Source organism: Pseudomonas sp. LB-090624 (assembly GCF_003205205.1).
In the GTDB taxonomy this organism is placed as follows: domain Bacteria; phylum Pseudomonadota; class Gammaproteobacteria; order Pseudomonadales; family Pseudomonadaceae; genus Aquipseudomonas.
Window position 1 is genome coordinate 161,230 of sequence record NZ_QJRL01000003.1, and the last position, 21,814, is coordinate 183,043.

General features: G+C 63.0%; 22 protein-coding genes and 1 pseudogene. 15 read left to right on the forward strand and 8 right to left on the reverse strand.

The genetic code is table 11. The annotated features are described in order from the left end of the window. Nucleotides 1-141 precede the first annotated feature (141 nt). Genes rpoZ through DMX11_RS04630 form a run of 4 tightly spaced genes read left to right on the forward strand, consistent with a single transcriptional unit; the run spans nt 142 to nt 3,768 of the window. A complete protein-coding gene (gene rpoZ, locus DMX11_RS04615; protein WP_003253383.1) occupies nt 142-405 on the forward strand; it encodes a DNA-directed RNA polymerase subunit omega in 264 nt (87 codons plus the stop codon). 59 nt (nt 406-464) lie between these two features. After that, a complete protein-coding gene (gene spoT / locus DMX11_RS04620; RefSeq protein WP_110743422.1) occupies nt 465-2,573 on the forward strand; it encodes a bifunctional GTP diphosphokinase/guanosine-3',5'-bis pyrophosphate 3'-pyrophosphohydrolase in 2,109 nt (702 codons plus the stop codon). 23 nt (nt 2,574-2,596) lie between these two features. Beyond that, nucleotides 2,597-2,977, forward strand: a complete 381-nt coding sequence (locus DMX11_RS04625) for a RidA family protein (protein ID WP_009684531.1) — start codon at nt 2,597-2,599, stop codon at nt 2,975-2,977. 59 nt (nt 2,978-3,036) lie between these two features. Beyond that, nucleotides 3,037-3,768, forward strand: a complete 732-nt coding sequence (locus DMX11_RS04630) for a hypothetical protein (RefSeq protein ID WP_110743423.1) — start codon at nt 3,037-3,039, stop codon at nt 3,766-3,768. 67 nt (nt 3,769-3,835) lie between these two features. Here the strand turns inward: DMX11_RS04630 and DMX11_RS04635 are convergent, their stop codons facing one another. Then, nucleotides 3,836-4,693 (reverse strand): SDR family oxidoreductase, encoded by an 858-nt coding sequence (locus tag DMX11_RS04635; RefSeq protein WP_110743424.1) that lies wholly within the window; start codon nt 4,691-4,693, stop codon nt 3,836-3,838. Between the two features lie 191 nt (nt 4,694-4,884). Here DMX11_RS04635 and exbB point away from each other — a divergent pair, with 191 nt between their 5' ends. The 6 genes from exbB (at nt 4,885) to DMX11_RS04665 (ending at nt 11,613) form a co-directional block, all read left to right on the forward strand. Beyond that, nucleotides 4,885-5,868, forward strand: a complete 984-nt coding sequence (gene exbB / locus DMX11_RS04640; RefSeq protein ID WP_110743603.1) for a tonB-system energizer ExbB — start codon at nt 4,885-4,887, stop codon at nt 5,866-5,868. A 3-nt stretch (nt 5,869-5,871) separates the two neighbouring features. After that, nucleotides 5,872-6,300 carry a TonB system transport protein ExbD gene (exbD, locus tag DMX11_RS04645; RefSeq protein WP_003253367.1) on the forward strand — a complete coding sequence of 143 codons (429 nt, stop codon included), beginning with the start codon at nt 5,872-5,874 and terminating at the stop codon, nt 6,298-6,300. After that, the gene (locus tag DMX11_RS04650) at nt 6,297-7,028 is read left to right on the forward strand and encodes an energy transducer TonB (protein WP_110743425.1); all 732 of its coding nucleotides are present in this window, start codon (nt 6,297-6,299) and stop codon (nt 7,026-7,028) included. Before exbD ends, DMX11_RS04650 begins: the two co-directional genes overlap by 4 nt. A 94-nt stretch (nt 7,029-7,122) precedes the next feature. Continuing rightward, nucleotides 7,123-8,049, forward strand: coding sequence for a hydrogen peroxide-inducible genes activator (locus DMX11_RS04655; protein WP_110743426.1), 927 nt, complete (start codon nt 7,123-7,125; stop codon nt 8,047-8,049). Nucleotides 8,050-8,052: 3 nt separating this feature from the next. Beyond that, on the forward strand, nt 8,053-10,131 hold the full coding sequence (recG, locus tag DMX11_RS04660) for an ATP-dependent DNA helicase RecG (RefSeq protein ID WP_110743427.1): 2,079 nt from the start codon (nt 8,053-8,055) through the stop codon (nt 10,129-10,131). A gap of 78 nt (nt 10,132-10,209) precedes the next feature. Next, nucleotides 10,210-11,613: an aminoacyl-tRNA deacylase and HDOD domain-containing protein gene (locus DMX11_RS04665; protein WP_110743428.1), complete on the forward strand. Its 1,404-nt coding sequence runs from the start codon at nt 10,210-10,212 to the stop codon at nt 11,611-11,613. Between the two features lie 66 nt (nt 11,614-11,679). Here DMX11_RS04665 and DMX11_RS04670 read toward each other — a convergent pair whose 3' ends face one another. The 4 genes from DMX11_RS04670 to DMX11_RS04685 form a co-directional block, all read right to left on the reverse strand. After that, nucleotides 11,680-12,054, reverse strand: a complete 375-nt coding sequence (locus tag DMX11_RS04670; RefSeq protein ID WP_110743429.1) for a helicase — start codon at nt 12,052-12,054, stop codon at nt 11,680-11,682. Between the two features lie 148 nt (nt 12,055-12,202). Then, nucleotides 12,203-12,502: an HU family DNA-binding protein gene (locus DMX11_RS04675; RefSeq protein WP_003253355.1), complete on the reverse strand. Its 300-nt coding sequence runs from the start codon at nt 12,500-12,502 to the stop codon at nt 12,203-12,205. Nucleotides 12,503-12,689: 187 nt separating this feature from the next. Beyond that, nucleotides 12,690-13,838, reverse strand: coding sequence for an NAD(P)/FAD-dependent oxidoreductase (locus tag DMX11_RS04680; RefSeq protein ID WP_110743430.1), 1,149 nt, complete (start codon nt 13,836-13,838; stop codon nt 12,690-12,692). 16 nt (nt 13,839-13,854) lie between these two features. Further along, complete coding sequence (locus DMX11_RS04685; RefSeq protein ID WP_110743431.1) at nt 13,855-14,022, reverse strand: rubredoxin; 168 nt, start codon at nt 14,020-14,022, stop codon at nt 13,855-13,857. A gap of 123 nt (nt 14,023-14,145) precedes the next feature. Here DMX11_RS04685 and DMX11_RS04690 point away from each other — a divergent pair, with 123 nt between their 5' ends. Then, entirely contained in the window at nt 14,146-14,703 is a 558-nt protein-coding gene (locus DMX11_RS04690; RefSeq protein WP_110743432.1) for a chorismate lyase, read from the forward strand. Next, complete coding sequence (gene ubiA, locus DMX11_RS04695) at nt 14,703-15,593, forward strand: 4-hydroxybenzoate octaprenyltransferase (RefSeq protein WP_110743433.1); 891 nt, start codon at nt 14,703-14,705, stop codon at nt 15,591-15,593. The genes DMX11_RS04690 and ubiA overlap by 1 nt, the downstream gene beginning before the upstream one ends. 56 nt (nt 15,594-15,649) lie before the next feature. Here ubiA and DMX11_RS04700 read toward each other — a convergent pair whose 3' ends face one another. After that, nucleotides 15,650-16,018, reverse strand: a complete 369-nt coding sequence (locus tag DMX11_RS04700; RefSeq protein WP_110743434.1) for a hypothetical protein — start codon at nt 16,016-16,018, stop codon at nt 15,650-15,652. A 173-nt stretch (nt 16,019-16,191) separates the two neighbouring features. On the opposite strand from DMX11_RS04700, the gene phoB reads away from it, so the two are divergent. From phoB to DMX11_RS04715, 3 genes are all read left to right on the forward strand, one after another. Beyond that, the gene (gene phoB / locus DMX11_RS04705; protein WP_003253341.1) at nt 16,192-16,881 is read left to right on the forward strand and encodes a phosphate regulon transcriptional regulator PhoB; all 690 of its coding nucleotides are present in this window, start codon (nt 16,192-16,194) and stop codon (nt 16,879-16,881) included. Nucleotides 16,882-16,929: 48 nt separating this feature from the next. After that, complete coding sequence (gene phoR, locus DMX11_RS04710) at nt 16,930-18,237, forward strand: phosphate regulon sensor histidine kinase PhoR (RefSeq protein ID WP_110743435.1); 1,308 nt, start codon at nt 16,930-16,932, stop codon at nt 18,235-18,237. A gap of 173 nt (nt 18,238-18,410) precedes the next feature. Then, nucleotides 18,411-19,751 (forward strand): hemolysin family protein, encoded by a 1,341-nt coding sequence (locus DMX11_RS04715; protein ID WP_110743436.1) that lies wholly within the window; start codon nt 18,411-18,413, stop codon nt 19,749-19,751. A 31-nt stretch (nt 19,752-19,782) separates the two neighbouring features. On the opposite strand, the pseudogene DMX11_RS04720 reads toward DMX11_RS04715, so the two are convergent. Both DMX11_RS04720 and DMX11_RS04725 read right to left on the reverse strand, forming a co-directional pair. Further along, nucleotides 19,783-20,686: pseudogene (locus DMX11_RS04720) on the reverse strand (peptidoglycan DD-metalloendopeptidase family protein). A gap of 140 nt (nt 20,687-20,826) precedes the next feature. After that, the gene (locus DMX11_RS04725; RefSeq protein ID WP_110743437.1) at nt 20,827-21,723 is read right to left on the reverse strand and encodes a response regulator; all 897 of its coding nucleotides are present in this window, start codon (nt 21,721-21,723) and stop codon (nt 20,827-20,829) included. Between the last annotated feature and the right edge of the window lie 91 nt (nt 21,724-21,814).

Sequence of the window (21,814 nt, forward strand, 5' to 3'; positions counted from 1 at the left end):
CACTGGGTGCGGTCCTGGGCCTGAGGTTAACGTGGCCCGACAAAACAGCGCTTCCCTATTGGCTGGTGAATTTTTATACTATCGAGTCCGCCTGCCCATTATCGGGCTGCACGCCCACCGCATTTGCTACTGAGGAAGACCATGGCCCGCGTAACTGTTGAAGACTGCCTGGAACACGTGGATAACCGCTTCGAGCTGGTCATGCTCTCGACCAAGCGCGCTCGCCAGCTGGCGACCGGCGGCAAAGAGCCACGCGTTGCGTGGGAAAACGACAAGCCAACCGTTGTTGCCCTGCGTGAAATCGCCGAAGGCATCGTCACCAACGAGTTCATCGCCGCTGAAGAGATCGTCACCGAGGATCCGGTGTTCGCCGCGTTCGAGGACGAGAACAACGAGGCTGTCTGATTGATGCCAGGTCGACGTCGCACGGCGCAAGGCCCTCTTCCTCGGCAGGAGGTAAACCCATGCCGGGTATAGAAGCTTTGGCCGAACGGCTGTCGACCTATCTTGGCCCCGAACAGGTCAACCTGGTCCGGCGTGCCTATTTCTACGCCGAACAGGCTCACGATGGGCAGCGCCGCCGCAGCGGCGAGCCCTACGTGACCCACCCGCTGGCCGTGGCCAGCATCCTCGCTGACATGCACATGGACCATCAAAGCCTGATGGCGGCCATGCTGCACGACGTGATCGAAGACACCGGTATCGCCAAGGAAGCCCTCAGCCAGCAGTTTGGCGAGACCGTGGCCGAGCTGGTCGATGGGGTCAGCAAGCTGACCCAGATGAACTTCGAGACCAAGGCCGAGGCACAGGCCGAAAACTTCCAGAAGATGGCCATGGCCATGGCCCGCGATATCCGCGTGATCCTGGTCAAGCTGGCAGACCGCCTGCACAACATGCGCACCCTGGAAGTGCTGTCCGGCGAAAAGCGCCGGCGCATCGCCAAGGAAACCCTCGAAATCTACGCCCCCATCGCCAACCGCCTGGGCATGCACAACGTGCGCGTGGAGTTCGAGGACCTCGGTTTCAAAGCCATGCACCCAATGCGCTCCTCGCTGATTCATCGGGCAGTGAAAAGTGCACGCGGCAACCGTAAAGAAATTGTCGCCAAGATCGAGCACTCGCTGGCCAACTGCCTGGCTGCCGATGGCATCGAAGGCGAGGTAAGCGGCCGACAGAAGCACCTCTATGGCATCTACAAGAAGATGCGCGGCAAGCGCCGTGCCTTCAACGAGATCATGGACGTGTATGCGTTCCGCATCATCGTCGACAAGGTAGACACTTGCTACCGTGTGCTCGGCGCCGTACACAACCTGTACAAGCCACTGCCCGGTCGCTTCAAGGATTACATCGCGATTCCCAAGGCCAACGGCTACCAGTCGTTGCACACCACCCTGTTCGGCATGCACGGCGTGCCCATCGAAATCCAGATTCGCACCCGCGAAATGGAAGAGATGGCCAACAACGGCATCGCCGCGCACTGGCTGTACAAATCCAACGACGACGAGCAGCCCAAGGGTAACCACGCCCGCGCCCGCCAATGGGTCAAGGGCATCCTCGAACTGCAGCAACGGGCCGGTAACTCGCTGGAATTCATCGAGAGCGTGAAGATCGACCTGTTCCCGGACGAGGTCTACGTATTCACGCCCAAAGGCCGGATCATGGAGCTGCCCAAAGGCTCCACGGCCGTCGACTTCGCCTATGCAGTGCATACCGACGTTGGCAACAGCTGCATCGCCTGCCGCATCAACCGCCGCCTGGCGCCGCTTTCCGAACCGCTGCAAAGTGGCTCGACGGTGGAAATCGTCAGCGCCCCGGGCGCCCGGCCAAACCCGGCCTGGCTCAACTTCGTGGTTACCGGCAAGGCGCGCACGCACATCCGCCACGCGCTCAAGCAGCAGCGCCGCTCCGAGTCCATCAGCCTGGGCGAACGCCTGCTGAACAAGGTACTCACCGGCTTCGACAGCAGCCTGGAGCAAATCCCCCAGGAACGCACCCAGGCAATCCTCGCCGAATACCGCCTGGAGCTCATCGAAGACCTGCTCGAAGACATCGGTCTGGGCAACCGCATGGCCTACGTGGTCGCGCGCCGCTTGCTGTCGGCCGATGGCGAGCAGCTGCCGGCACCGGAAGGCCCGCTGGCGATCCGCGGAACCGAAGGCCTGGTGCTGAGCTACGCCAAATGCTGTACGCCGATCCCGGGCGACCCGATCGTCGGCCACCTGTCGGCGGGCAAAGGCATGGTCGTGCACCTGGAAAACTGTCGCAACATCAGTGAAATCCGCCACAACCCGGAAAAGTGCGTGCAACTCTCCTGGGCCAAAGACATCGCCGGTGAATTCAATGTCGAACTGCGCGTCGAACTGGAACACCAACGCGGCCTGATCGCCCTGCTGGCCAGCAGCGTCAACGCCGCCGACGGCAACATCGAGAAGATCAGCATGGACGAACGCGACGGCCGTATCAGCGTGGTCCAACTGGTGGTCAGCGTGCACGACCGCGTGCACCTGGCGCGTGTGATCAAGAAGCTTCGTACCCTGACCGGTGTGGTCCGCATCACCCGCATGCGTACGTAGTCCGCCAACCGCAAGGAGTCATCATGAGCAAGACCGTCATCAACAGCGACAAAGCCCCAGCTGCTATCGGTACCTACTCGCAGGCGATCAAGGCCGGCAACACCGTGTACATGTCCGGCCAGATTCCGCTGGACCCTAAAACCATGGAGCTGGTCGAAGGCTTCGAAGCCCAGACCGTGCAGGTTTTCGAGAACCTCAAGGCCGTTGCTGAAGCTGCTGGCGGCTCGTTCAAGGACATCGTCAAGCTGAACATCTTCCTCACCGACCTGAGCCACTTCGCCAAGGTCAACGAGGTGATGGGCCGCTACTTTGAGCAGCCCTACCCGGCCCGCGCCGCGATCGGCGTTGCCGCACTGCCAAAAGGCGCTCAAGTCGAAATGGACGCCATCCTGGTCATCGAATGATGCCCTTGGTGACGGGCGCCGCGCCCGTCACCTCCCCTTCCCTGCAAGGTTATCCCGTCATGCGTCAAGCACTGTCCCTCGCGCTGGCAGCCCTGCTACTGGGCGGCTGCGCCAGCCACAAACCTGAAGATTTCAACGGTACCTGGATCAACCAGGAAGCCATCACTGCTGCGGTCAAGGGCGGCAGCCTGCGCCAGGCGCTCAACGAGCACGGCCCGGTGTTCGAATGGAAGCTCGACGTTGCCAACCAGCAGGCTAGCTACAGCAATGGTTTCGAGGCCGCTGACGGCCAGCTGAGCGCCAAAGACAAGCAATGGCAGGCCAGCTTCGAGGGCGGCCAGACCGAGCAGCTGTCACTCGATGGTGACGAGCTGCAAGCCGTCGACCAGCGCGGCACCAAGCAGACCTTCGTCCGCGCCAAGGCACCGGCTACTGCCAATGTGCCGCTGGGCAGCAGCTTCGAGAAAGCGCTGTACCAGGCCTACCTGGGCGGCAATTGGAAGGTGGTCGAAGGCGAAGGAAAAGGTGCCAGCGTGCGCTTCAGCGACACCGGGAACGTCACCGGCCTACCGGGGCCGGACCGTTTCGCCCTGTGCCTGGCAGGTGACTGCGCGACCATGGGCGGTAGCAATGACAGCTTGTGGCTGGAGCGTAACCAGCGCGGCGCACCGTTCATCATCAAGCGTGATGGCGACAAGCTGGAGATTTTCCAGGCAGTGAACCGTGCCCAGCCAGATGAAATGCCGGAGCTGGCCGCAGGCAAGCGTCAGTGGGTGCTCGAGCGCAGCTGAGCCCTGCTGCATCTGCACTGAATGCACAGGCCTCTTCGCGGGTTGCCCCGCGAAGAGGCCAGCAGACTCAGCGCCCTCCTTTCAGGATGGCTGCATACCCTTCCTTGTAACTCGGATACCCCGGCGCCCAGCCCAGCGCCCGGGCCCGGGCATTGCTGCAGCGCTTGCTGCCCGTACGCCGCACCCGCTGCTCATCGGACCATTCGGTAACCCCCATGTACGCGCGTAGCCAGGCCACTACATCGGCCAGCGGCGCCGGGTCATCGTCCACGCCAATGTAGCAGTCGTCCAGCACCTTGCCATCAGCATCGGCCTGCAGCAGAAACGCCAACAGGCTGGCGGCATCCTCGGCATGAATGCGGTTGCCATACAGGGGCGGGTCCTGGGCCACACGGTAACCCTGGCGCACCTGGCTCAATAGCCATTCGCGGCCCGGGCCATAGATGCCGGTCAGGCGCACCACGCTCGCCGGAACACCACTGGCCAGCGCCAGTCGTTCAGCCTCCAGCATAACCCGCCCGGAATAACCTTCAGGCTCGGTGGCCGCCCCCTCCTCGACCCATTCGCCATCCTTTTGTGCATACACGCTGCTGCTGGAGACGAACAACAGGCGACGCGGGCGCTGACCACGCTCGGCCAGCCACGCCAACACATGGCGCAAGCCGTCAACATAGGCCGCCTGGTAACCCGCTTCGTCGTGCTGGCTGGCCGCCACGCAGTACACCAGGTAGTCCAGCGGCCCCTGTGGCCAGGCTGGCGGGATTGCCGGATCAGTCAAGTCCGCGGCAACTGGCTGGACGCCCGCAGGCAGCTGTCCGACAGAGCGGCGCAGGCCGCTCACCTGCCAGCCTTTGGCAATCATTTGCTGGGCCAGACGCCCACCCACATCACCACAACCCACCACCATCACGGAAAGGTCTGACATCTCTAAACTCCCTAGACCAATTGATCAGCCCGGCCACGCTACACGATGGGTGGCTAGACCATAGGCGAAAAAAGCAACAAGATTACTTTTGTTAACAAGAATTACTTGCAATAATGGCCGCCAATTTGTTCTCGGCCTACCTCGAGGCCTTGGAGAACGCTCACTCAATTTCTTCATCAGGTCCGGCCAGCATGACACGTATTCAACCTTCCGCTTCGCCAACCCCGTCGCGCGCCTGGCGCGCCATCGCCGCGCTGATGCTCAGCCTGGTGCTGGCCCCGGTGGCCATGGCCGATGAGCCGACCGCCAATGCCGCCGCGCCTGCCGCAGCCACTGCCCCGGCCGCACCTGCTGCAGCCCCTGCTGCCGATGCGCAGGCGCCTGCTGCCAACGCTGCTGCTGCCACCCCGGCCGATGCACAGACCCCAGCAGAGCCGAGCGCTCAAGCCCTGGTGGAGGACACCTCGCTGGGCATGGCCCACGACCTGTCTCCATGGGGCATGTACAAGAACGCCGACATCGTGGTGAAGATCGTCATGATCGGCCTGGCCATCGCCTCCATCATCACCTGGACCATCTGGATTGCCAAAGGCTTCGAGCTGATGGGCGCCAAGCGTCGCCTGCGTGGTGAGATCGCCCAGCTGAAGAAGTCCACCACCCTGAAAGAAGCCAGTGAAGCCACCAACAAGGAAGGCACCCTGGCTCACACCCTGGTCCACGACGCCCTCGAAGAAATGCGCCTGTCGGCCAACGCCCGCGAGAAAGAGGGCATCAAGGAGCGCGTCAGCTTCCGCCTGGAACGCCTGGTGCATGCCAGCGGCCGCACCATGAGCAGCGGTACCGGCGTACTCGCCACCATCGGTTCTACCGCGCCGTTCGTCGGCCTGTTCGGTACCGTGTGGGGCATCATGAACAGCTTCATCGGCATCGCCAAGACGCAGACCACCAACCTGGCTGTGGTTGCCCCAGGTATCGCCGAGGCGCTGCTGGCCACGGCCCTGGGCCTGGTCGCGGCAATCCCGGCAGTGGTCATCTATAACGTCTTCGCCCGCTCCATCGCTGGCTACAAGGCCCAAGTGTCCGATGCCTCCGCTCAGGTTCTGCTGCTGGTCAGCCGTGACCTGGACCACCAGGGCAGCGAGCGCGCCGCCCCGCACATGGTGAAAGTGGGGTAATCCATGGGCCTGCATCTCAACGAAGGTGGCGATGACCTCGCCGAAAACCACGAAATCAACGTTACGCCGTTCATCGACGTGATGCTGGTGCTGCTGATCATCTTCATGGTCGCAGCCCCTCTGGCCACGGTCGACATCAAGGTCGACCTGCCGGCCTCGACCGCCAAGCCGGCGCCAAGGCCCGAGAAGCCGGTGTTCGTCAGCGTCAAGGCCGACCAGAAGCTGTACGTCGGCGACGATCAGGTTGCAGCACCCGACCAGCTTGGCCCGATGCTCGACGCCAAGACCAAGGGTGACAAGGAAACCACCATCTTCTTCCAGGCCGACAAAGGCGTGGATTACGGTGACCTGATGGAAGTGATGAACAACATGCGCGCGGCCGGCTACCTGAAAGTCGGTCTGGTAGGTCTCGAGACGGCAGCCAAGAAATGACAAAACCGCGCTCTAACATGGCGCGCTACGGTGGCAGCCTGGCGATCGTGCTGGGCGTGCACGTGGTCGCCGTGCTGCTGACGCTCAACTGGTCGGTGCCACAGGCCATCGAACTGCCGCCGGCAGCGATGATGGTCGAACTGGCACCGTTGCCAGAGCCTGCGCCACCACCACCTCCAAAGGCGGCGCCGCAGCCACCGGCACCGGTCGAAGAACCGCCGCTGCCGAAGCTGGTGGAAGCGCCCAAGCCGAAGATTGCCATCCCCAAGCCGCCCAAGCCGAAGGCCAAGCCACAGCCGCCGAAGCCCGAGAAAAAGCCTGAGCCGCCGAAGGAAACACCGCCAACCGAGCAGACGGTAGACGCACCGCCGAGCAACACGCCACCGCAAAAGTCTGCGGCACCGGCACCGAGCATTGCGTCCAACAGCAACGCCCTGCCCACCTGGCAGAGTGACCTGCTACGCCATCTGGCCAAGTACAAGCGCTACCCGGAAGACGCGCGCCGTCGCGGCCTGCAGGGCATCAACCGCCTGCGCTTCGTGGTCGACGCCGAAGGCAAGGTGGTGTCGTATTCCATGGCGGGTGGATCGGGCAGTGCAGCACTGGACCGAGCGACCCTGGAAATGATCCGTCGAGCCGGCACGGTACCCAAGCCGCCACCCGAGTTGCTGAACAATGGCACGATCGAAGTCGTGGCACCGTTCGTCTACTCCCTGGACCGCCGCTGAGACTTTTGTTTCTGTCACAAATCGGTAAGTCTGATAACGTGCGTCTATCGATTGCAGCCGCTATGCTGGGCCCGCAACTTCATGGACGCACGTTATGACCCTCACAGAACTACGCTACATCGTCACACTCGCCCAGGAACAGCACTTCGGCCATGCCGCCGAGCGTTGCCACGTGAGCCAGCCGACCCTGTCGGTCGGTGTGAAGAAGCTTGAGGATGAGCTTGGCGTTCTGATCTTTGAGCGCAGCAAAAGCGCAGTACGCCTGACCCCGGTCGGCGAAAGCATCGTCGCCCAGGCACAGAAGGTACTGGAGCAGGCCCAGGGTATCCGCGAACTGGCCCAGGCCGGCAAGAACCAGCTGACTGCCCCGCTCAAGGTCGGTGCCATCTACACCGTGGGCCCCTACCTGTTCCCGCACCTGATCCCGCAGCTGCACCGCGTTGCCCCGCAGATGCCGCTGTACATCGAAGAAAACTTCACCCACGTACTGCGCGAAAAACTGCGGAACGGTGAACTGGACGCGGTGATCATCGCCCTGCCGTTCAACGAAGCCGATGTGCTGACCTTGCCGCTGTACGACGAACCGTTCTGCGCCTTGATGCCTGCCGACCACCCGTGGACGGCGAAAAAAACCATCGATACCGCCATGCTCAACGACAAGAGCCTGCTGCTGCTCGGTGAGGGCCATTGCTTCCGCGACCAGGTACTCGAAGCCTGTCCGACCCTGAACAAGGGTGGTGACGGCGCCCGGCACACAACGGTCGAATCCAGCTCGCTGGAAACCATTCGCCACATGGTGGCCTCAGGCCTCGGCGTGTCGATCCTGCCGCTGTCGGCAGTGCACAGCCATCATTACGCTCCCGGCGTGATCGAGGTGCGCCCGCTCACTGCACCGGCACCGTTCCGCACCGTGGCCATCGCCTGGCGCGCCAGCTTCCCTCGGCCCAAGGCCATCGAGATCCTCGCCGACTCGATCCGCCTGTGCTCGGTCGCCAAAGCCCCTGCGGAACAACCGGCCTGAGTCATGAGTGAGCTGTCGAACGTCCCGGTCACCGTCCTCAAGGGTGTTGGCGAGGCCATGGCGGAAAAACTCGCCAAGGTCGGCCTGGAAAATCTGCAGGACGTCCTGTTTCACTTGCCCCTGCGCTACCAGGACCGCACCCGTGTAGTGCCAATCGGCCAGCTGCGCCCCGGCCAGGACGCGGTGATCGAGGGCGTGGTCAGCGGTACTGACGTGACCATGGGCAAGCGCCGCAGCCTCGTGGTGCGCCTGGGCGATGGTAGCGGCGTGCTGACGCTGCGCTTCTACCACTTCAGCAACGCGCAAAAGGAAGGCCTCAAGCGGGGCACCCATCTACGCTGCTATGGCGAAGCCCGCCCCGGTGCTTCGGGCCTGGAAATCTACCATCCAGAATACCGTGCACTGAACGGCGACGAGCCGCCACCACCGGTCGAGCAGACCCTGACGCCGATCTATCCGTCCACTGAAGGTCTTACCCAGCAACGCTTGCGCCTGCTGTGCCAGCAAAGCCTTGGCATGCTCGGCCCCCGCAGCCTGCCCGACTGGCTGCCTGACGAACTGGCCCGCGATTACCAGCTGGCGCCGCTGGACGATGCCATCCGCTACCTGCACAACCCACCAGCCGATGCAGACCTCGAAGAGCTAGCCTTGGGCCACCACTGGGCGCAGCACCGCCTGGCCTTCGAAGAGTTGCTGGCCCACCAGCTGTCACAGCAGCGCCTGCGCGAAAGCCTGCGCAGCCTGCGCGCGCCAGTGCTGCCCAAGCCAACCCGCCTGCAGGCGCAATACCTGGCCAACCTGGGGTTCCAGCCGACCGGCGCGCAGCAGCGGGTCGCCAACGAGATTGCCTACGACCTCAGCCAGCACGAGCCGATGATGCGCCTGGTGCAAGGCGACGTTGGCGCCGGCAAGACCGTGGTCGCGGCGCTGGCCGCACTGCAGGCGCTGGAGGCCGGTTATCAGGTGGCGCTGATGGCGCCGACCGAGATCCTCGCCGAACAGCATTACATCACCTTCAAACGCTGGCTGGAGCCGTTGGGCATCGAAGTGGCCTGGCTGGCCGGCAAACTCAAGGGCAAGGCCCGGGCTGCGTCTCTGGAGCAGATCGCCAACGGTGCGCCGATGGTAGTCGGCACCCATGCGCTGTTCCAGGAAGAGGTGAAATTCAAGCACCTGGCGCTGGCGATCATCGACGAACAGCACCGTTTTGGCGTGCAGCAGCGCCTGGCCCTGCGCAAGAAGGGCGTGGCCGGCGAACTGTGCCCGCATCAGCTGATCATGACTGCCACGCCAATTCCGCGCACCCTGGCGATGAGCGCCTACGCCGACCTGGACACCTCGGTGCTCGACGAACTGCCGCCCGGTCGTACTCCGGTGAACACCGTGCTGGTGGCCGACAGCCGCCGCTTCGAAGTGGTCGAGCGGGTACGCGCCGCCTGCGCCGAAGGGCGCCAGGCCTATTGGGTATGTACCCTCATCGAAGAGTCTGAAGAGCTGACCTGCCAAGCCGCCGAAAGCACCTACGAGGAGCTAGGCAGCGCCTTGGGCGAGCTGCGGGTGGGGCTGATCCACGGCCGCATGAAGCCGGCGGAAAAAGCCGAAATCATGGCGCAGTTCAAGGCTGGCGAGCTGCAACTTCTGGTCGCTACCACGGTGATCGAGGTAGGCGTGGACGTGCCCAACGCCAGCCTGATGATCATCGAGAACCCCGAACGCTTGGGCCTGGCCCAGTTGCACCAGCTGCGCGGCCGAGTTGGCCGGGGCAGCGCCGTCAGCCATTGCGTGCTGTTGTATCACCCACCGCTGTCGCAGATCGGCCGGGAACGCCTGGGGATCATGCGCGAAACCAATGATGGCTTCATCATCGCCGAAAAGGACCTGGAGCTACGCGGCCCGGGTGAGATGCTCGGCACCCGCCAAACCGGCCTGTTGCAGTTCAAGGTCGCCGACCTGATGCGCGACGCCGATCTGCTGCCGGCTGTGCGCGACGCCGCCCAAGCCCTGATCGCCCGCTGGCCGGATCACGTCAGCCCGTTGCTGGATCGCTGGCTACGTCATGGCCAGCAATATGGCCAAGTGTGACGTCAGTCCCATAATGGATCCAGATTTGGCCCGAGGGTGGTTATACTTCGCATTTAAAAGAATCAGTGGATACGGACCATGACTGAAGTTGCCCTGGACACCGCAACCCCACACGCACCCCCCGTCATCAGGCAACTGCTCGACAAGCTCGGCGTGGCCTACAGCGAGGTTGTAGAACACCCGCACCTGCCGCCAGCCTCGCGGGTGCAGGCCGTGCTGCTCGACGACGAGGTCGGCGCCCTGATGGTGCTGTTCCCGCAGAGCCAGCTGCTGGACCTGAACCGCCTGGCCGAACTGACTGGGCGCAAACTCACGGCCGTGTCGGTGCCGCGCCTGAAGCATATGCTCGACAAGCACCAGCTCAAGGCCCTGCCGGGCATCCCGGCGCTGACCAGCTCGCCGTGTCAGTACGAAAAGAGCCTGCTCGACGTCGACACCGTGTTCATCGAGTCAGGCGAAGCCGGCCTGCTGCTGGAAATCGAACGCGCACACTTCAAGCGCATGCTGGCCAAGGCCAGCGAGAGCAGTTTCGGCCAGCAAGTCGAGGCGATCACCCCCAACCTCAACCGCCCCGATGACGACACCCGGGAAATCACCAATGCCGTGCAGGCTTTCACTGCCCGACGCATCCAGAAGCGCCTTGAAGAAACCATCGAAATCCCGCCGCTGGCCGATACCGCGCAAAAAATCATCAAGCTACGCGTAGACCCCAACGCCAGCATTGATGACATTACCGGCGTGGTCGAAACCGATCCGGCACTGGCCGCGCAGGTAGTGAGCTGGGCCGCGTCGCCCTACTATGCATCGCCGGGCAAGATCCGTTCGGTGGAAGATGCCATCGTGCGCGTGCTGGGCTTCGACCTGGTGATCAACCTGGCCTTGGGCCTGGCGCTTGGCAAGACCTTGAGCCTGCCCAAAGATCAGCCACAACAGGCTACGCCTTACTGGCAGCAATCCATCTACACCGCCGCCATCATCGAAGGCCTGACCCGTGCCATGCCACGTGCCGAACGCCCGGAGGCGGGCCTGACCTACCTGGCCGGGTTGCTCCACAACTTTGGCTACCTGTTGCTGGCGCACGTGTTTCCACCGCACTTCTCGCTGATCTGCCGCCACCTGGAGGTTAACCCGCACCTGAACCACACCTACGTGGAGCAGCACCTGCTGGGCATCAGCCGCGAGCAGATTGGCGCATGGCTGATGAAGCTGTGGGACATGCCTGAAGAGCTGTCGACAGCGCTGCGCTTCCAGCACGACCCGGCCTACGACGGCGAGTTGTCGGCATTCCCCAACCTGGTCTGCCTGGCGACTCGCCTGCTGCGCTCGCGGGGAATTGGCTCGGGGCCGTCGGAAGAGATTCCTGACGAACTGCTGGAGCGTCTGGGGGTTACCCGGGATAAGGCCGAGGATGTGGTGAGCAAGGTGCTGGAGGCCGAGAGCCTGTTGCGGGAACTGGCTTCGCAGTTTCACGCACCGCATTGAGCACGTGACCTGTGGATGCGGGCATGCCCGCCCCCACAGGTACAGCTGTCAGCAACCCTATTGGCTTCAGCCTTTCTTCTTCGGCTTCAGGTACCTCATCAAGCCCTGGAACCACATCACCAACGCCGGATTCCCCTTGATCTGGATGTTCTTGTCCTGAATCCCCTGCATGAACGCCAACTGCTTGTTGCCCGCCTGCATCGTGGCAAAGCCGTAAGCCGCGTCCTTGAAGGCAATGGCGAAGGCTGGCTGTGGATGAGCGCCGCCCTTGCTGGAGATGCGCTCGTTGTTGACGGTGAAGTGCCGGGCGACCTTGCCATCCAGGGTTTGCATCTGGAACACCAGGTCTTTGCCCTTGAGCTGCTGCTGGAACGCTGGGTTGTTGCGGCTGGCCCTGGCCATCAACAGCCCCATGGCCCAGAGAAGAAAGCGGAACTTCATCAACGCGCCTCGAATAAAAAGTGACTGAGGCGCGCAGTCTATCCTTTTCCAGAACTTTTTATGCAGGCTCGAAACATTTTGCCTGCAGAAAGCACAACGGGCGCCCTGAGGCGCCCGCTTGGCTGTTACCGCGGTTGTCAGGGAGCGATCACTTGCCTTTCTTGGCCGGTTTTGCCGGCGCATTGACGCTGTCGCGCAGGTTCTTGCCTGGCTTGAAGGCCACGGTATTGCTGGCCTTGATCTTGACCGGCTCGCCGGTTTGCGGGTTCTTGCCGGTACGCGCGCCGCGATGACGTTTTTCGAAAGTGCCGAAACCGACCAGGGTCACGGTGTCCTTGTCCAGGGCACCGGTAATGCTGTCGAGAATCGCGTTCAAAACCTGATTGGCCTTTTCCTTGGTCAGGTCAGCCTTATCGGCGATGACGGCGGCGAGTTCTGGTTTGCGCATAGTGAAGCCTCTTTGACGGAATTCTTGTTGTTATGCCGTGCTGCCTCTGGGAGCAGCGCTCAAGGCACCGCAGGCTCTAATCTGCGGCAGACGGGAGTGAGAATGGCACGAGCTCAGGGGCCGCGCCAGTATCTGGGCGGCCATTGTGCAGTCAACAACAGGATAAATCCGACAGAACGCGCGCTATTTACGCCATTACCGGTGGTAACTGGCGATTAAGTGCCAGCTTGTCCATGACGGCTGCCCCGGTCAGGGCGTAGCCCAGCAATTCGCCGTCGGCGCCGTAGCAGAGCACTTTGAGGTCACTACCCTGCCCCTCTACCTGCCAAGTACCTTCTCGCCCCGGCGGCGGCGGCGAAACCACCAGCGGACAAGCCGGGGTCTTGACGGTGATCGGCATCGGCCCGTAGGCCACCGCCGTCGGTTTGCCGGCCAGGGTTTGCGCCAACGCCCGGGCGCAGCTCATCAGCGGCATCACGTACAGCAGGTTGATACCCTCGACCTCGGCACAGTCGCCGAGGGCGAAGATGTTGGCGTGGGATGTACGCAGCTCGCGGTCAACGCTGACGCCACGATGGGTCTGCAAGCCGGCCGCGGCGGCCAGGTCGATGCGTGGGCGCAGGCCGATGGCCGACACCACCAGGTCGCAGGCAATCACGCGGCCATCCGACAGGTGCGCCTCCAGCCCGTGGGCTACCTGCTGCAGGCGCGTCAGCACAGGCCCCAGGTGGAAGCGTACACCCAAGCCCTCGAGCCCGCCCTGCACCGCCACCGCTGCGGCCGGGTGCAGCAGGGTCGGCATGATCTGTTCGCAGGGCGCCACCACGTCGACCTGGAAGCCGCCCAGGCTCATGTCGTTGGCGAATTCGCAGCCGATCAGGCCGGCACCGAGAATGAGCACGCGTTGTTTGCCGACAGCGGCGGCACGAAAGCGAGCGTAGTCCTCCAGGTCGTTGATCGGGAACACCAGATGGCTGCCATCGCCCTCGATTGGCACCTGCACGGTCTGCGCCCCCCAGGCCAACACCAGGTCGCGGTACTCCACAGCCTCTTCGCCGATCCAAAGGCGCTTATGGCCTGGGTCGATGCCGCTTATGCGGGTATGGGTGCGGATCTCGGCGTTCAGTTGCTCGGCCATGACGCCCGGCTCGGCCATGCACAAGCCATCGGCGTCCTTCTGCTTGGCATAGCCCATCGAGAGCATGGGCTTGGAATAGGACCGACCGTCGTCAGCGGTGATCAGCAGCAGCGGCGTTTGTGCATCGAGCTTGCGAAATTCACGGGCCAGGTTGTAGCCCGCAAGGCCGGTACCGATGATTACCACAGGGGACGTCATGTCGTGCTTGCCTCGCTTAGCCGATGGAGATCATTTCAAAGTCGCTTTTGCCGACGCCGCAGTCGGGGCACAGCCAGTCGGCTGGCACATCTTCCCAACGGGTGCCGGGGGCGATGCCGTCGTCGGGCCAGCCTTCGGCTTCGTCGTAGATCAGGCCACAGACAATACATTGCCACTTTTTCATCGGGTCTTTTTCCTCGGTTGGGGGCTGAAGCTTGGCTTTGTAGCGGCCCTGTCCCTAGTATGCAAGCAGTCGGGGCAATCATGCTAAGCTCGCCGCCTCTCTGGTTGTAACAAGCAGACTGACGTGTCGTACGAATCCCCGCAAGCAGCCGCTGTCGCGTGGCTGCCGTATTCGCAGCTGGCGACCGACATCGACCAGCCCACCCTTGACTGGCTGTTCGACGAAGGCTCGCTGACCCGCCGCCTGACTCGCCTGTCCCTTGACCACTTCTCGGTCACCCCGTTGTTCGAGGGCTGGCAGCCGTTGCGCGATGACGAGTGCCAAGCGCTGGGTATCGTTGCCGGCGCCGAAGGCTGGGTGCGTGAGGTGTACCTTCGCGGCCACGGCCAGCCTTGGGTGTTCGCCCGCAGCGTGGCCAGCCGCAGGGCGCTGGAGCGCGGCGGGCTGGACCTCGAAACCCTCGGCAGCCGCTCGCTGGGCGAGTTGTTGTTCTGCGACCAGGCATTCATCCGCCACCCGCTCGAAGTGTGCAGTTATCCACAGGCCTGGCTGCCGCCTGAAGCTGCGCATCCAGCACTGTGGGGCCGTCGCTCGCGCTTCGAGCGTGACGGCCTGGACCTGTTGGTGGCTGAAGTGTTCCTGCCGGCATTGTGGCAAGCGGCCAAAGAGGATAACCGCTGATGTACCTGCACCTGCTCAAGTCGCTCAACCGCCTGCACCCGCGGGCCTGGGACTTTGTTCAGCTAAGCCGCATGGACCGCCCGATTGGCATCTACCTGCTGCTGTGGCCCACCCTGTCGGCGGTGTGGATTGCCGGCAACGGCTCCCCCACCTTGGCCAACGTGCTGATTTTCGGCCTAGGCGTGGTACTGATGCGCGCAGCCGGCTGCTGTATCAATGACTTTGCCGACCGCAAGGTGGACGGCCACGTCAAGCGCACCGCCGACCGCCCCCTGGCCAGTGGCCGGGTGCGGCCACGCGAGGCGCTGGCGCTGTTCGCGATCCTGGTCGGGGTGAGCTTCCTGCTGGTGCTGTGCACCAACAGCCGCACTGTGTGGCTGTCGTTCGGCGCGGTGGCCCTGGCGTTCTGCTACCCGTTCATGAAGCGCTACACCTATTACCCGCAGGTGGTGCTTGGGGCGGCGTATTCCTGGGGCATCCCCATGGCCTTCACGGCTGCCGGCGGCGAGCTGCCGGCCAGTGCGTGGCTGCTGTACATCGCCAACCTGCTGTGGACAGTGGGCTACGACACCTACTACGCCATGGTCGACCGGGATGACGACCTGAAGATTGGTGTGAAATCGACCGCCATTCTGTTCGGCGATGCCGACCGCACCATCATCCTGACCTTGCAGTTGCTGTCGCTGGGCTGCCTGTTGCTGGCGGGTAGCCGCTTCGACCTCGGGGGCTGGTTCCACCTGGGGTTGCTGGGTGCGGTGGTGTGTTTTGCCTGGGAATACTGGTCGACGCGCAAGCTGGATAGAGAGTCGTGCTTCAAGGCGTTTCTGCACAACCACTGGGCCGGGATGCTGGTGTTCATCGGGGTGGTGCTGGACTACGCGTTGCGCTGACAGATCAACCTTGTGGAAGCGGCTTCACCCGCTCCCACAAGGTTACGCGGGGATGTTCAAGGCTTGGCGACGTGCCAGACGTCCTTCATGCCGTCACCGGTCATGTCGCCGGCTTTCTTGTCCTTGATGAAGGTGTACAGCGGCTTGCCGTCGTAGGCCCACTGCATCGAGCCGTCGTCGCGTTCGATCTGTGTCCACTTACCCTCGGCCTTTTCGCCAGCCGTCACCTTCAATGGCGGCCAGTTGGTAGCGCAATCGCCATTGCACATCGACTTGCCGCCCGCATCCTTGTCAAAGGTGTACAGCGTCATGCCGGCAGAATCGACCCACATGCCGTCCTTCTCCATTGCATGGTGGGCCGAGGCCACCCCCGGGAGCGCCAGCGCAGTGAAAAGGGCCATCCAGCTCAGCGTATGTCGTGTCATTGGATTCACCATTGTTTCGGGGGGAAATAAGTTCGAGTTGCCACAACTGCGGCCTTCTGAAGCCTAGTCCAGTCACGGAATGTCGCCAGAACGGCCAACACCCTGTCACACAGCTGCAATAATTCCGTTATCTAATGCGGGCCAAGACACCGAATCCAGGAGAGGTTTTGAGCATGGTTGGCAGGAACATTCTGATCGTCGACGACGAAGCGCCTATTCGCGAGATGATCGCCGTTGCCCTGGAAATGGCCGGCTATGACTGCCTGGAAGCGGAAAACTCCCAACAGGCCCACGCGATCATCGTCGACCGCAAGCCGGACCTGATCCTGCTCGACTGGATGCTGCCGGGCACCTCGGGCATCGAGCTGGCCCGCCGTCTCAAGCGCGACGAGCTGACGGGCGACATCCCTATCATCATGCTCACTGCCAAAGGTGAGGAAGACAACAAGATCCAGGGCCTGGAAGTGGGCGCCGACGATTACATCACTAAGCCGTTCTCACCGCGCGAGCTGGTCGCACGCCTGAAAGCCGTGCTGCGCCGCACCGGCCCGAGCGACAGCGAAGCACCGATCGAAGTCGGCGGCCTGCTGCTCGACCCAATCAGCCATCGCGTGACCATCGACGGCAAGCCGGCCGAGATGGGACCCACCGAATATCGCCTGCTGCAGTTCTTCATGACCCACCAAGAGCGTGCCTACACCCGTGGCCAGCTGCTCGATCAGGTGTGGGGCGGGAACGTGTATGTCGAGGAACGCACGGTCGACGTGCACATCCGACGCCTGCGCAAGGCGTTGGGTGAAGCCTACGAAAATCTGGTACAAACCGTCCGGGGCACTGGCTACCGCTTCTCGACCAAGAGCTGATCCGGCTCAAGAGCGCCAAGCTGCACGTCGTTGTACAAGGACCGTCAATTGAACCAGAACTGGCATGCGACCCTGATTCGCCACCTGCTGCTGCTGATTACCGTCTGCCTGATTGGCGGGCTGGTCAGCGGCTACTATGGCTGGAGCCTGGCCATCGGCCTGGCGCTCTACCTGGGCTGGACCCTCAAGCAACTGCTGCGCCTGCATGACTGGCTGCGCAACCACCAGCCCGACGAGGCACCGCCCGACGGCTACGGCCTGTGGGGCGAGGTTTTCGACAGCATCTACCACCTGCAACGCCGTGACCAGCGCGTGCGCGGCCGCCTGCAGGCAGTGATCGATCGGGTGCAGGAGTCCACCGCCGCGCTGCGTGACGCAGTAATCATGCTCGACAGCGACGGCAACCTGGAATGGTGGAACCGCGCCGCCGAAACCCTGCTGGGCTTCAAGACCCCGCAGGACGGCGGCCAGCAGGTGACCAACCTGGTGCGCCACCCGCGCTTCAAGGAATACTTCGAGGCAGAGAACTACCTCGAACCGCTGGAAATCCCTTCGCCGATCAACGACCGCATGCGGGTGCAGCTGCACATCACCCGGTACGGCAACAACGAGCACCTGATGCTGGTGCGCGATGTCACCCGCATCCACCAGCTGGAACAGATGCGCAAGGACTTCGTCGCCAACGTGTCGCACGAGCTGCGCACGCCGCTGACGGTGATCACCGGCTACCTGGAAACCCTGCTCGACAACGTCGAAGACGTCAACCCGCGCTGGGGCCGCGCCCTGCAGCAGATGAGCCAGCAAGGCTCGCGCATGCAAACGCTGCTCAACGACCTGTTGCTGCTGGCCAAGCTTGAGGCCACCGATTACCCGTCGGACAACCAGCCGGTGGCGGTCGACACCCTGCTCGCCTCGATAAAGAATGACGCCCAGGCCCTGTCTGGGCCGCGCAACCAGCGCATCACCCTGGAGGCCGCCCCCGGCATAAAACTCAAGGGCAGCGAGTCGGAGCTGCGCAGCGCCTTTTCCAACCTGGTGTTCAACGCAGTCAAGTACACCCAGGACGAAGGCAATATCCGTATCCGCTGGTGGGCCGATGCCCAGGGCGCGCACCTGTCGGTACAGGATTCGGGGGTTGGCATCGATGCCAAGCACCTGCCTCGCCTGACCGAGCGCTTCTACCGGGTGGATTCCAGCCGTGCTTCGAATACCGGCGGGACCGGGCTGGGGTTGGCGATCGTGAAGCATGTGCTGATGCGCCACCGTGGCAAGCTGGAAATCAGCAGTGTTCCAGGGCATGGCAGCACCTTCACCTGTCACTTTTCGCCAGCACAATTGGCCAACGGCAAGGCTTGAGAGGGGCGCTGCCGCGCAGCCCTTCGCGGGCCCGCCCACTCTCACAGAGGCCGCAACAAAGCCATCACCCTTTGCTTTTGCGGCCCCAGCCGCTACATTGAACCCCCTGTGCCAGCTTGAGCTGGCACTTTTTTTCTCCCTATATCAAAGACGGACCCCGTAAAAACTCCATCATGGACCCTTCCCCTGGTATCAGCCTCACCTCGTTATTCGCCGATTTCGGCATGATCATCTTTGCCTTCCTGCTGGTGCTGCTCAACGGTTTCTTCGTTGCCGCCGAGTTCGCCATGGTCAAGCTGCGCGCCACGCGTGTAGAGGCCATCGCCGAGCAGCATGGCTGGCGCGGCAACATCCTGCGCAAGGTACACAACCAGCTGGACGCCTACCTCTCAGCTTGCCAGCTCGGTATCACCCTCGCCTCGCTGGGCCTGGGCTGGGTCGGTGAACCGGCGTTCGCCCACCTGCTCGAGCCGCTACTGGCGTACTTCGGTGTCGACTCGCCCGAGCTGATCAAAGGCGTCTCGTTCTTCGTCGCCTTCTTCGTCATTTCGTACCTGCACATCGTGGTCGGCGAGCTGGCGCCCAAGTCCTGGGCCATTCGCAAGCCAGAGCTGCTGTCGCTGTGGACCGCTGTGCCGCTCTACCTGTTCTACTGGGCAATGTACCCGGCCATCTACCTGCTCAACGCCAGCGCCAACACCATCCTGCGCATTGCCGGCCAGGGCGAGCCTGGCCCGCATCACGAGCACCACTACAGCCGCGAAGAACTGAAGCTGATCCTGCACTCCAGCCGTGGCCAGGACCCAAGCGACCAAGGTATGCGTGTGTTGGCTTCGGCGGTGGAAATGGGCGAGCTGGAAGTGGTCGACTGGGCCAACTCGCGCGAGGACATGGTCACTATCGATGCCCAAGCGCCGCTGAAGCAGATCCTGGCCTTGGTGCGCCGCCACAAGTTCAGCCGCTACCCGGTGTACGATGCCGAACGCGAGGAATTCACCGGCCTGCTGCACATCAAGGACCTGCTGCTGGAACTGGCAGAACTCGAGCACTTGCCCGAAACCATCGACCTGGATGACCTCGCCCGGCCACTGGAGCGTGTATCGCGGCACATGCCGCTGGCCCAGCTGCTGGAGCAGTTCCGCAAGGGCGGCGCGCACTTCGTGCTGGTGGAGGAAGCTGACGGCAAGGTGATCGGCTACCTGACCATGGAAGACGTGCTGGAAGTGCTGGTGGGCGACATTCAGGACGAGCACCGCAAGACCGAACGCGGCATCCTCGCCTACCAGCCGGGCAAGCTGCTGGTGCGCGGCGACACGCCATTGTTCAAGGTCGAGCGCCTGCTGGGGGTCGACCTGGACCACATCGAAGCGGAAACTCTGGCGGGGCTGGTCTACGAGACCCTCAAGCGCGTGCCTGAGGAAGAGGAAGTGCTGGAGGTCGAAGGGCTGCGCATCATCATCAAGAAGATGAAGGGGCCGAAGATCGTGCTGGCCAAGGTACTCAAGCTGGATTGACGGTCAGGGGCTGCTATGCAGCCCCAAAACCTCAAGGGTTGCCCGCAGTAAAGTCCGGCAAGCCGCTGATCGGCCTGTCGAACCGGTAAGGTATCGACTCCAGCGCCAACCCCACGTTGCGCTGCACCACGAAATGCAAGTGCGGACCGGTGCTGTTGCCGGTATTGCCCGATTTGGCCAGCGTCTGCCCCTGCCGCACCCGCTGCCCCTCCGTCACCAACACTGATCCACGCATCAGGTGCAGGTACACGCCCATGGTGCCGTCCGCGTGCAGGATTCGCACAAAGTTGCCCGACGGATTGGGCTCACGCCCGCTCTGGCTATTTTGCGTCTTCACCACCACGCCTTCCCGCGCCGCGATAATCGGCGTGCCTTCAGGCATTGCAATATCCATGGCATAGCGCCCTTTGGGCCCAAAATGGCTGACACGGCCATTAGGGCCCTGGGTGACACGGAATGGCCCGCCCACCCACGGAAACGCATAGCGGAAGCCCTGGGGCCGCCTGCCGGGGTCACCCATGGCCTGCAGCAGGGTCGAACGGTAGTTCAGCAGCAGCCCGGGCCGGCCCCTGAGCACACTGAGCAGCTGCGTGGTGCGTGGTGCGTGGCGGCAGCAGCCTACGCACGATCCGTGGGGCATCGCCGCCCTGGGCATTCACCAGGTTGTCCAGGCGCAACTCGACCTCCACCGGCACATGCAGCTCATTACGGGCCGAGAAGCTGACACCACCTTGAAAGGTTTTCGCGTTCAGCAGCACCTGGCCCTCCAGCGTCTCCCCCATGGGCTCGAGCAGGACCAATGGCTTGGCGCCCGGGCCGGGCCGGTCGGAATAGGAGATCACCCCGGATTCGTCGGTGATCTTGTAAAGCGTCACACCCAGGCTGGACGCCGAGGCCATGAGCAATGCACAGAACAGCAGCAGGCGCGCGGGCATGATAGTGGCTTTTTGACAGTTATGATCTGTCGAAGCCTAGCAGCGGGTTTTGTGGCAGGTATTGCAGTTGGTCGGATGGCAGCGGCGCGGGCTTCCGACCCACTGCAATAGCGGCCACAAAACGCGGCGTGAAGCTGGGGTCAGGCGCCGGGGGTGAAATGCTTCTGCGCAGTGCCACGGGCAATCAGCCGCGACAGGTAGTCGAGCTTTTGCGCATCCTGGTCGACGAATTTGAACGTCAGCTGCAGCCAGTCGCTGTCCGGCTTGGGCTCCAGCGCTGCAACGGCATGCAGGTAACCGTTCAGGCGGGCAACCTCAGCGTTTTCCCCTTGCTCCAGGTCCAGTACTGCGCCTTCCAGCACCTGTGGCAGCACTTCACCACGACGCACCACCAGCAGCGCCTCCTTCAAGCTCAGCGCCTTGATCACGCATGGCTGGGTGCCACTTGCCAGGCGCAACTGGCCTTGGCCACGGCCGCTCGGCGCCGCGGCAGCAGGTGCCGGCGCACTGACGGGTGGCCTGGCAGGCGCCGCCGCTGGTGCAGGCGCTGCAACCTTGACCGCTTGCGGTTTGCCGGCAGTCAGTGCATTCAGCGAATCGTTGGCGAACGCCGGGTTGGCCCGCGCCGGACCGATGGCCATCAGGCTGTCGAGCTTGCCAATCTTGCTCAAGGCCTTTTTCACCTTGGTCAGCAACTGCTCGTTGGTGAACGGCTTGCCGACAAAGTCGGAAACACCCGCCTGAATCGCCTGGATGACGTTTTCCTTGTCGCCACGGCTGGTCACCATGATGAACTGCAGGTTCTTCAGCTCAGGCTGCTGGCGGCACCAAGTGAGCAATTCCAGGCCGGACATCTCCGGCATTTCCCAATCGCACAGGACCAGGTCAAACGCTTCCTTGCCGAGCAGGGCCATGGCCTTGCGGCCGTTGACCGCATCGTCGATCGCCATGCCCGGGAAGGCATTGCGCAGGCACTTGCGGACCAGGTCACGGATAAACGGGGCGTCATCCACGACCAGCACATTCACTTTACTCATCGATACTCCTTCTGAACCCGACTAGCCTACTGCCAAATACTGGCTATTTGCTACAACCTGGTCACGCCGGGACTTCATCACACTGTTCGCG

Coding starts and splice junctions, on each gene's coding strand:
- rpoZ (WP_003253383.1), top strand. CDS start 142: ATGGCCCGCGTAACTGTTGAAGACTGCCTGGAACACGTGGATAACCGC.
- spoT (WP_110743422.1), top strand. CDS start 465: ATGCCGGGTATAGAAGCTTTGGCCGAACGGCTGTCGACCTATCTTGGC.
- DMX11_RS04625 (WP_009684531.1), top strand. CDS start 2,597: ATGAGCAAGACCGTCATCAACAGCGACAAAGCCCCAGCTGCTATCGGT.
- DMX11_RS04630 (WP_110743423.1), top strand. CDS start 3,037: ATGCGTCAAGCACTGTCCCTCGCGCTGGCAGCCCTGCTACTGGGCGGC.
- DMX11_RS04635 (WP_110743424.1), bottom strand. CDS start 4,693: ATGTCAGACCTTTCCGTGATGGTGGTGGGTTGTGGTGATGTGGGTGGG.
- exbB (WP_110743603.1), top strand. CDS start 4,885: ATGACACGTATTCAACCTTCCGCTTCGCCAACCCCGTCGCGCGCCTGG.
- exbD (WP_003253367.1), top strand. CDS start 5,872: ATGGGCCTGCATCTCAACGAAGGTGGCGATGACCTCGCCGAAAACCAC.
- DMX11_RS04650 (WP_110743425.1), top strand. CDS start 6,297: ATGACAAAACCGCGCTCTAACATGGCGCGCTACGGTGGCAGCCTGGCG.
- DMX11_RS04655 (WP_110743426.1), top strand. CDS start 7,123: ATGACCCTCACAGAACTACGCTACATCGTCACACTCGCCCAGGAACAG.
- recG (WP_110743427.1), top strand. CDS start 8,053: ATGAGTGAGCTGTCGAACGTCCCGGTCACCGTCCTCAAGGGTGTTGGC.
- DMX11_RS04665 (WP_110743428.1), top strand. CDS start 10,210: ATGACTGAAGTTGCCCTGGACACCGCAACCCCACACGCACCCCCCGTC.
- DMX11_RS04670 (WP_110743429.1), bottom strand. CDS start 12,054: ATGAAGTTCCGCTTTCTTCTCTGGGCCATGGGGCTGTTGATGGCCAGG.
- DMX11_RS04675 (WP_003253355.1), bottom strand. CDS start 12,502: ATGCGCAAACCAGAACTCGCCGCCGTCATCGCCGATAAGGCTGACCTG.
- DMX11_RS04680 (WP_110743430.1), bottom strand. CDS start 13,838: ATGACGTCCCCTGTGGTAATCATCGGTACCGGCCTTGCGGGCTACAAC.
- DMX11_RS04685 (WP_110743431.1), bottom strand. CDS start 14,022: ATGAAAAAGTGGCAATGTATTGTCTGTGGCCTGATCTACGACGAAGCC.
- ubiA (WP_110743433.1), top strand. CDS start 14,703: ATGTACCTGCACCTGCTCAAGTCGCTCAACCGCCTGCACCCGCGGGCC.
- DMX11_RS04700 (WP_110743434.1), bottom strand. CDS start 16,018: ATGACACGACATACGCTGAGCTGGATGGCCCTTTTCACTGCGCTGGCG.
- phoB (WP_003253341.1), top strand. CDS start 16,192: ATGGTTGGCAGGAACATTCTGATCGTCGACGACGAAGCGCCTATTCGC.
- DMX11_RS04715 (WP_110743436.1), top strand. CDS start 18,411: ATGGACCCTTCCCCTGGTATCAGCCTCACCTCGTTATTCGCCGATTTC.
- DMX11_RS04725 (WP_110743437.1), bottom strand. CDS start 21,723: ATGAGTAAAGTGAATGTGCTGGTCGTGGATGACGCCCCGTTTATCCGT.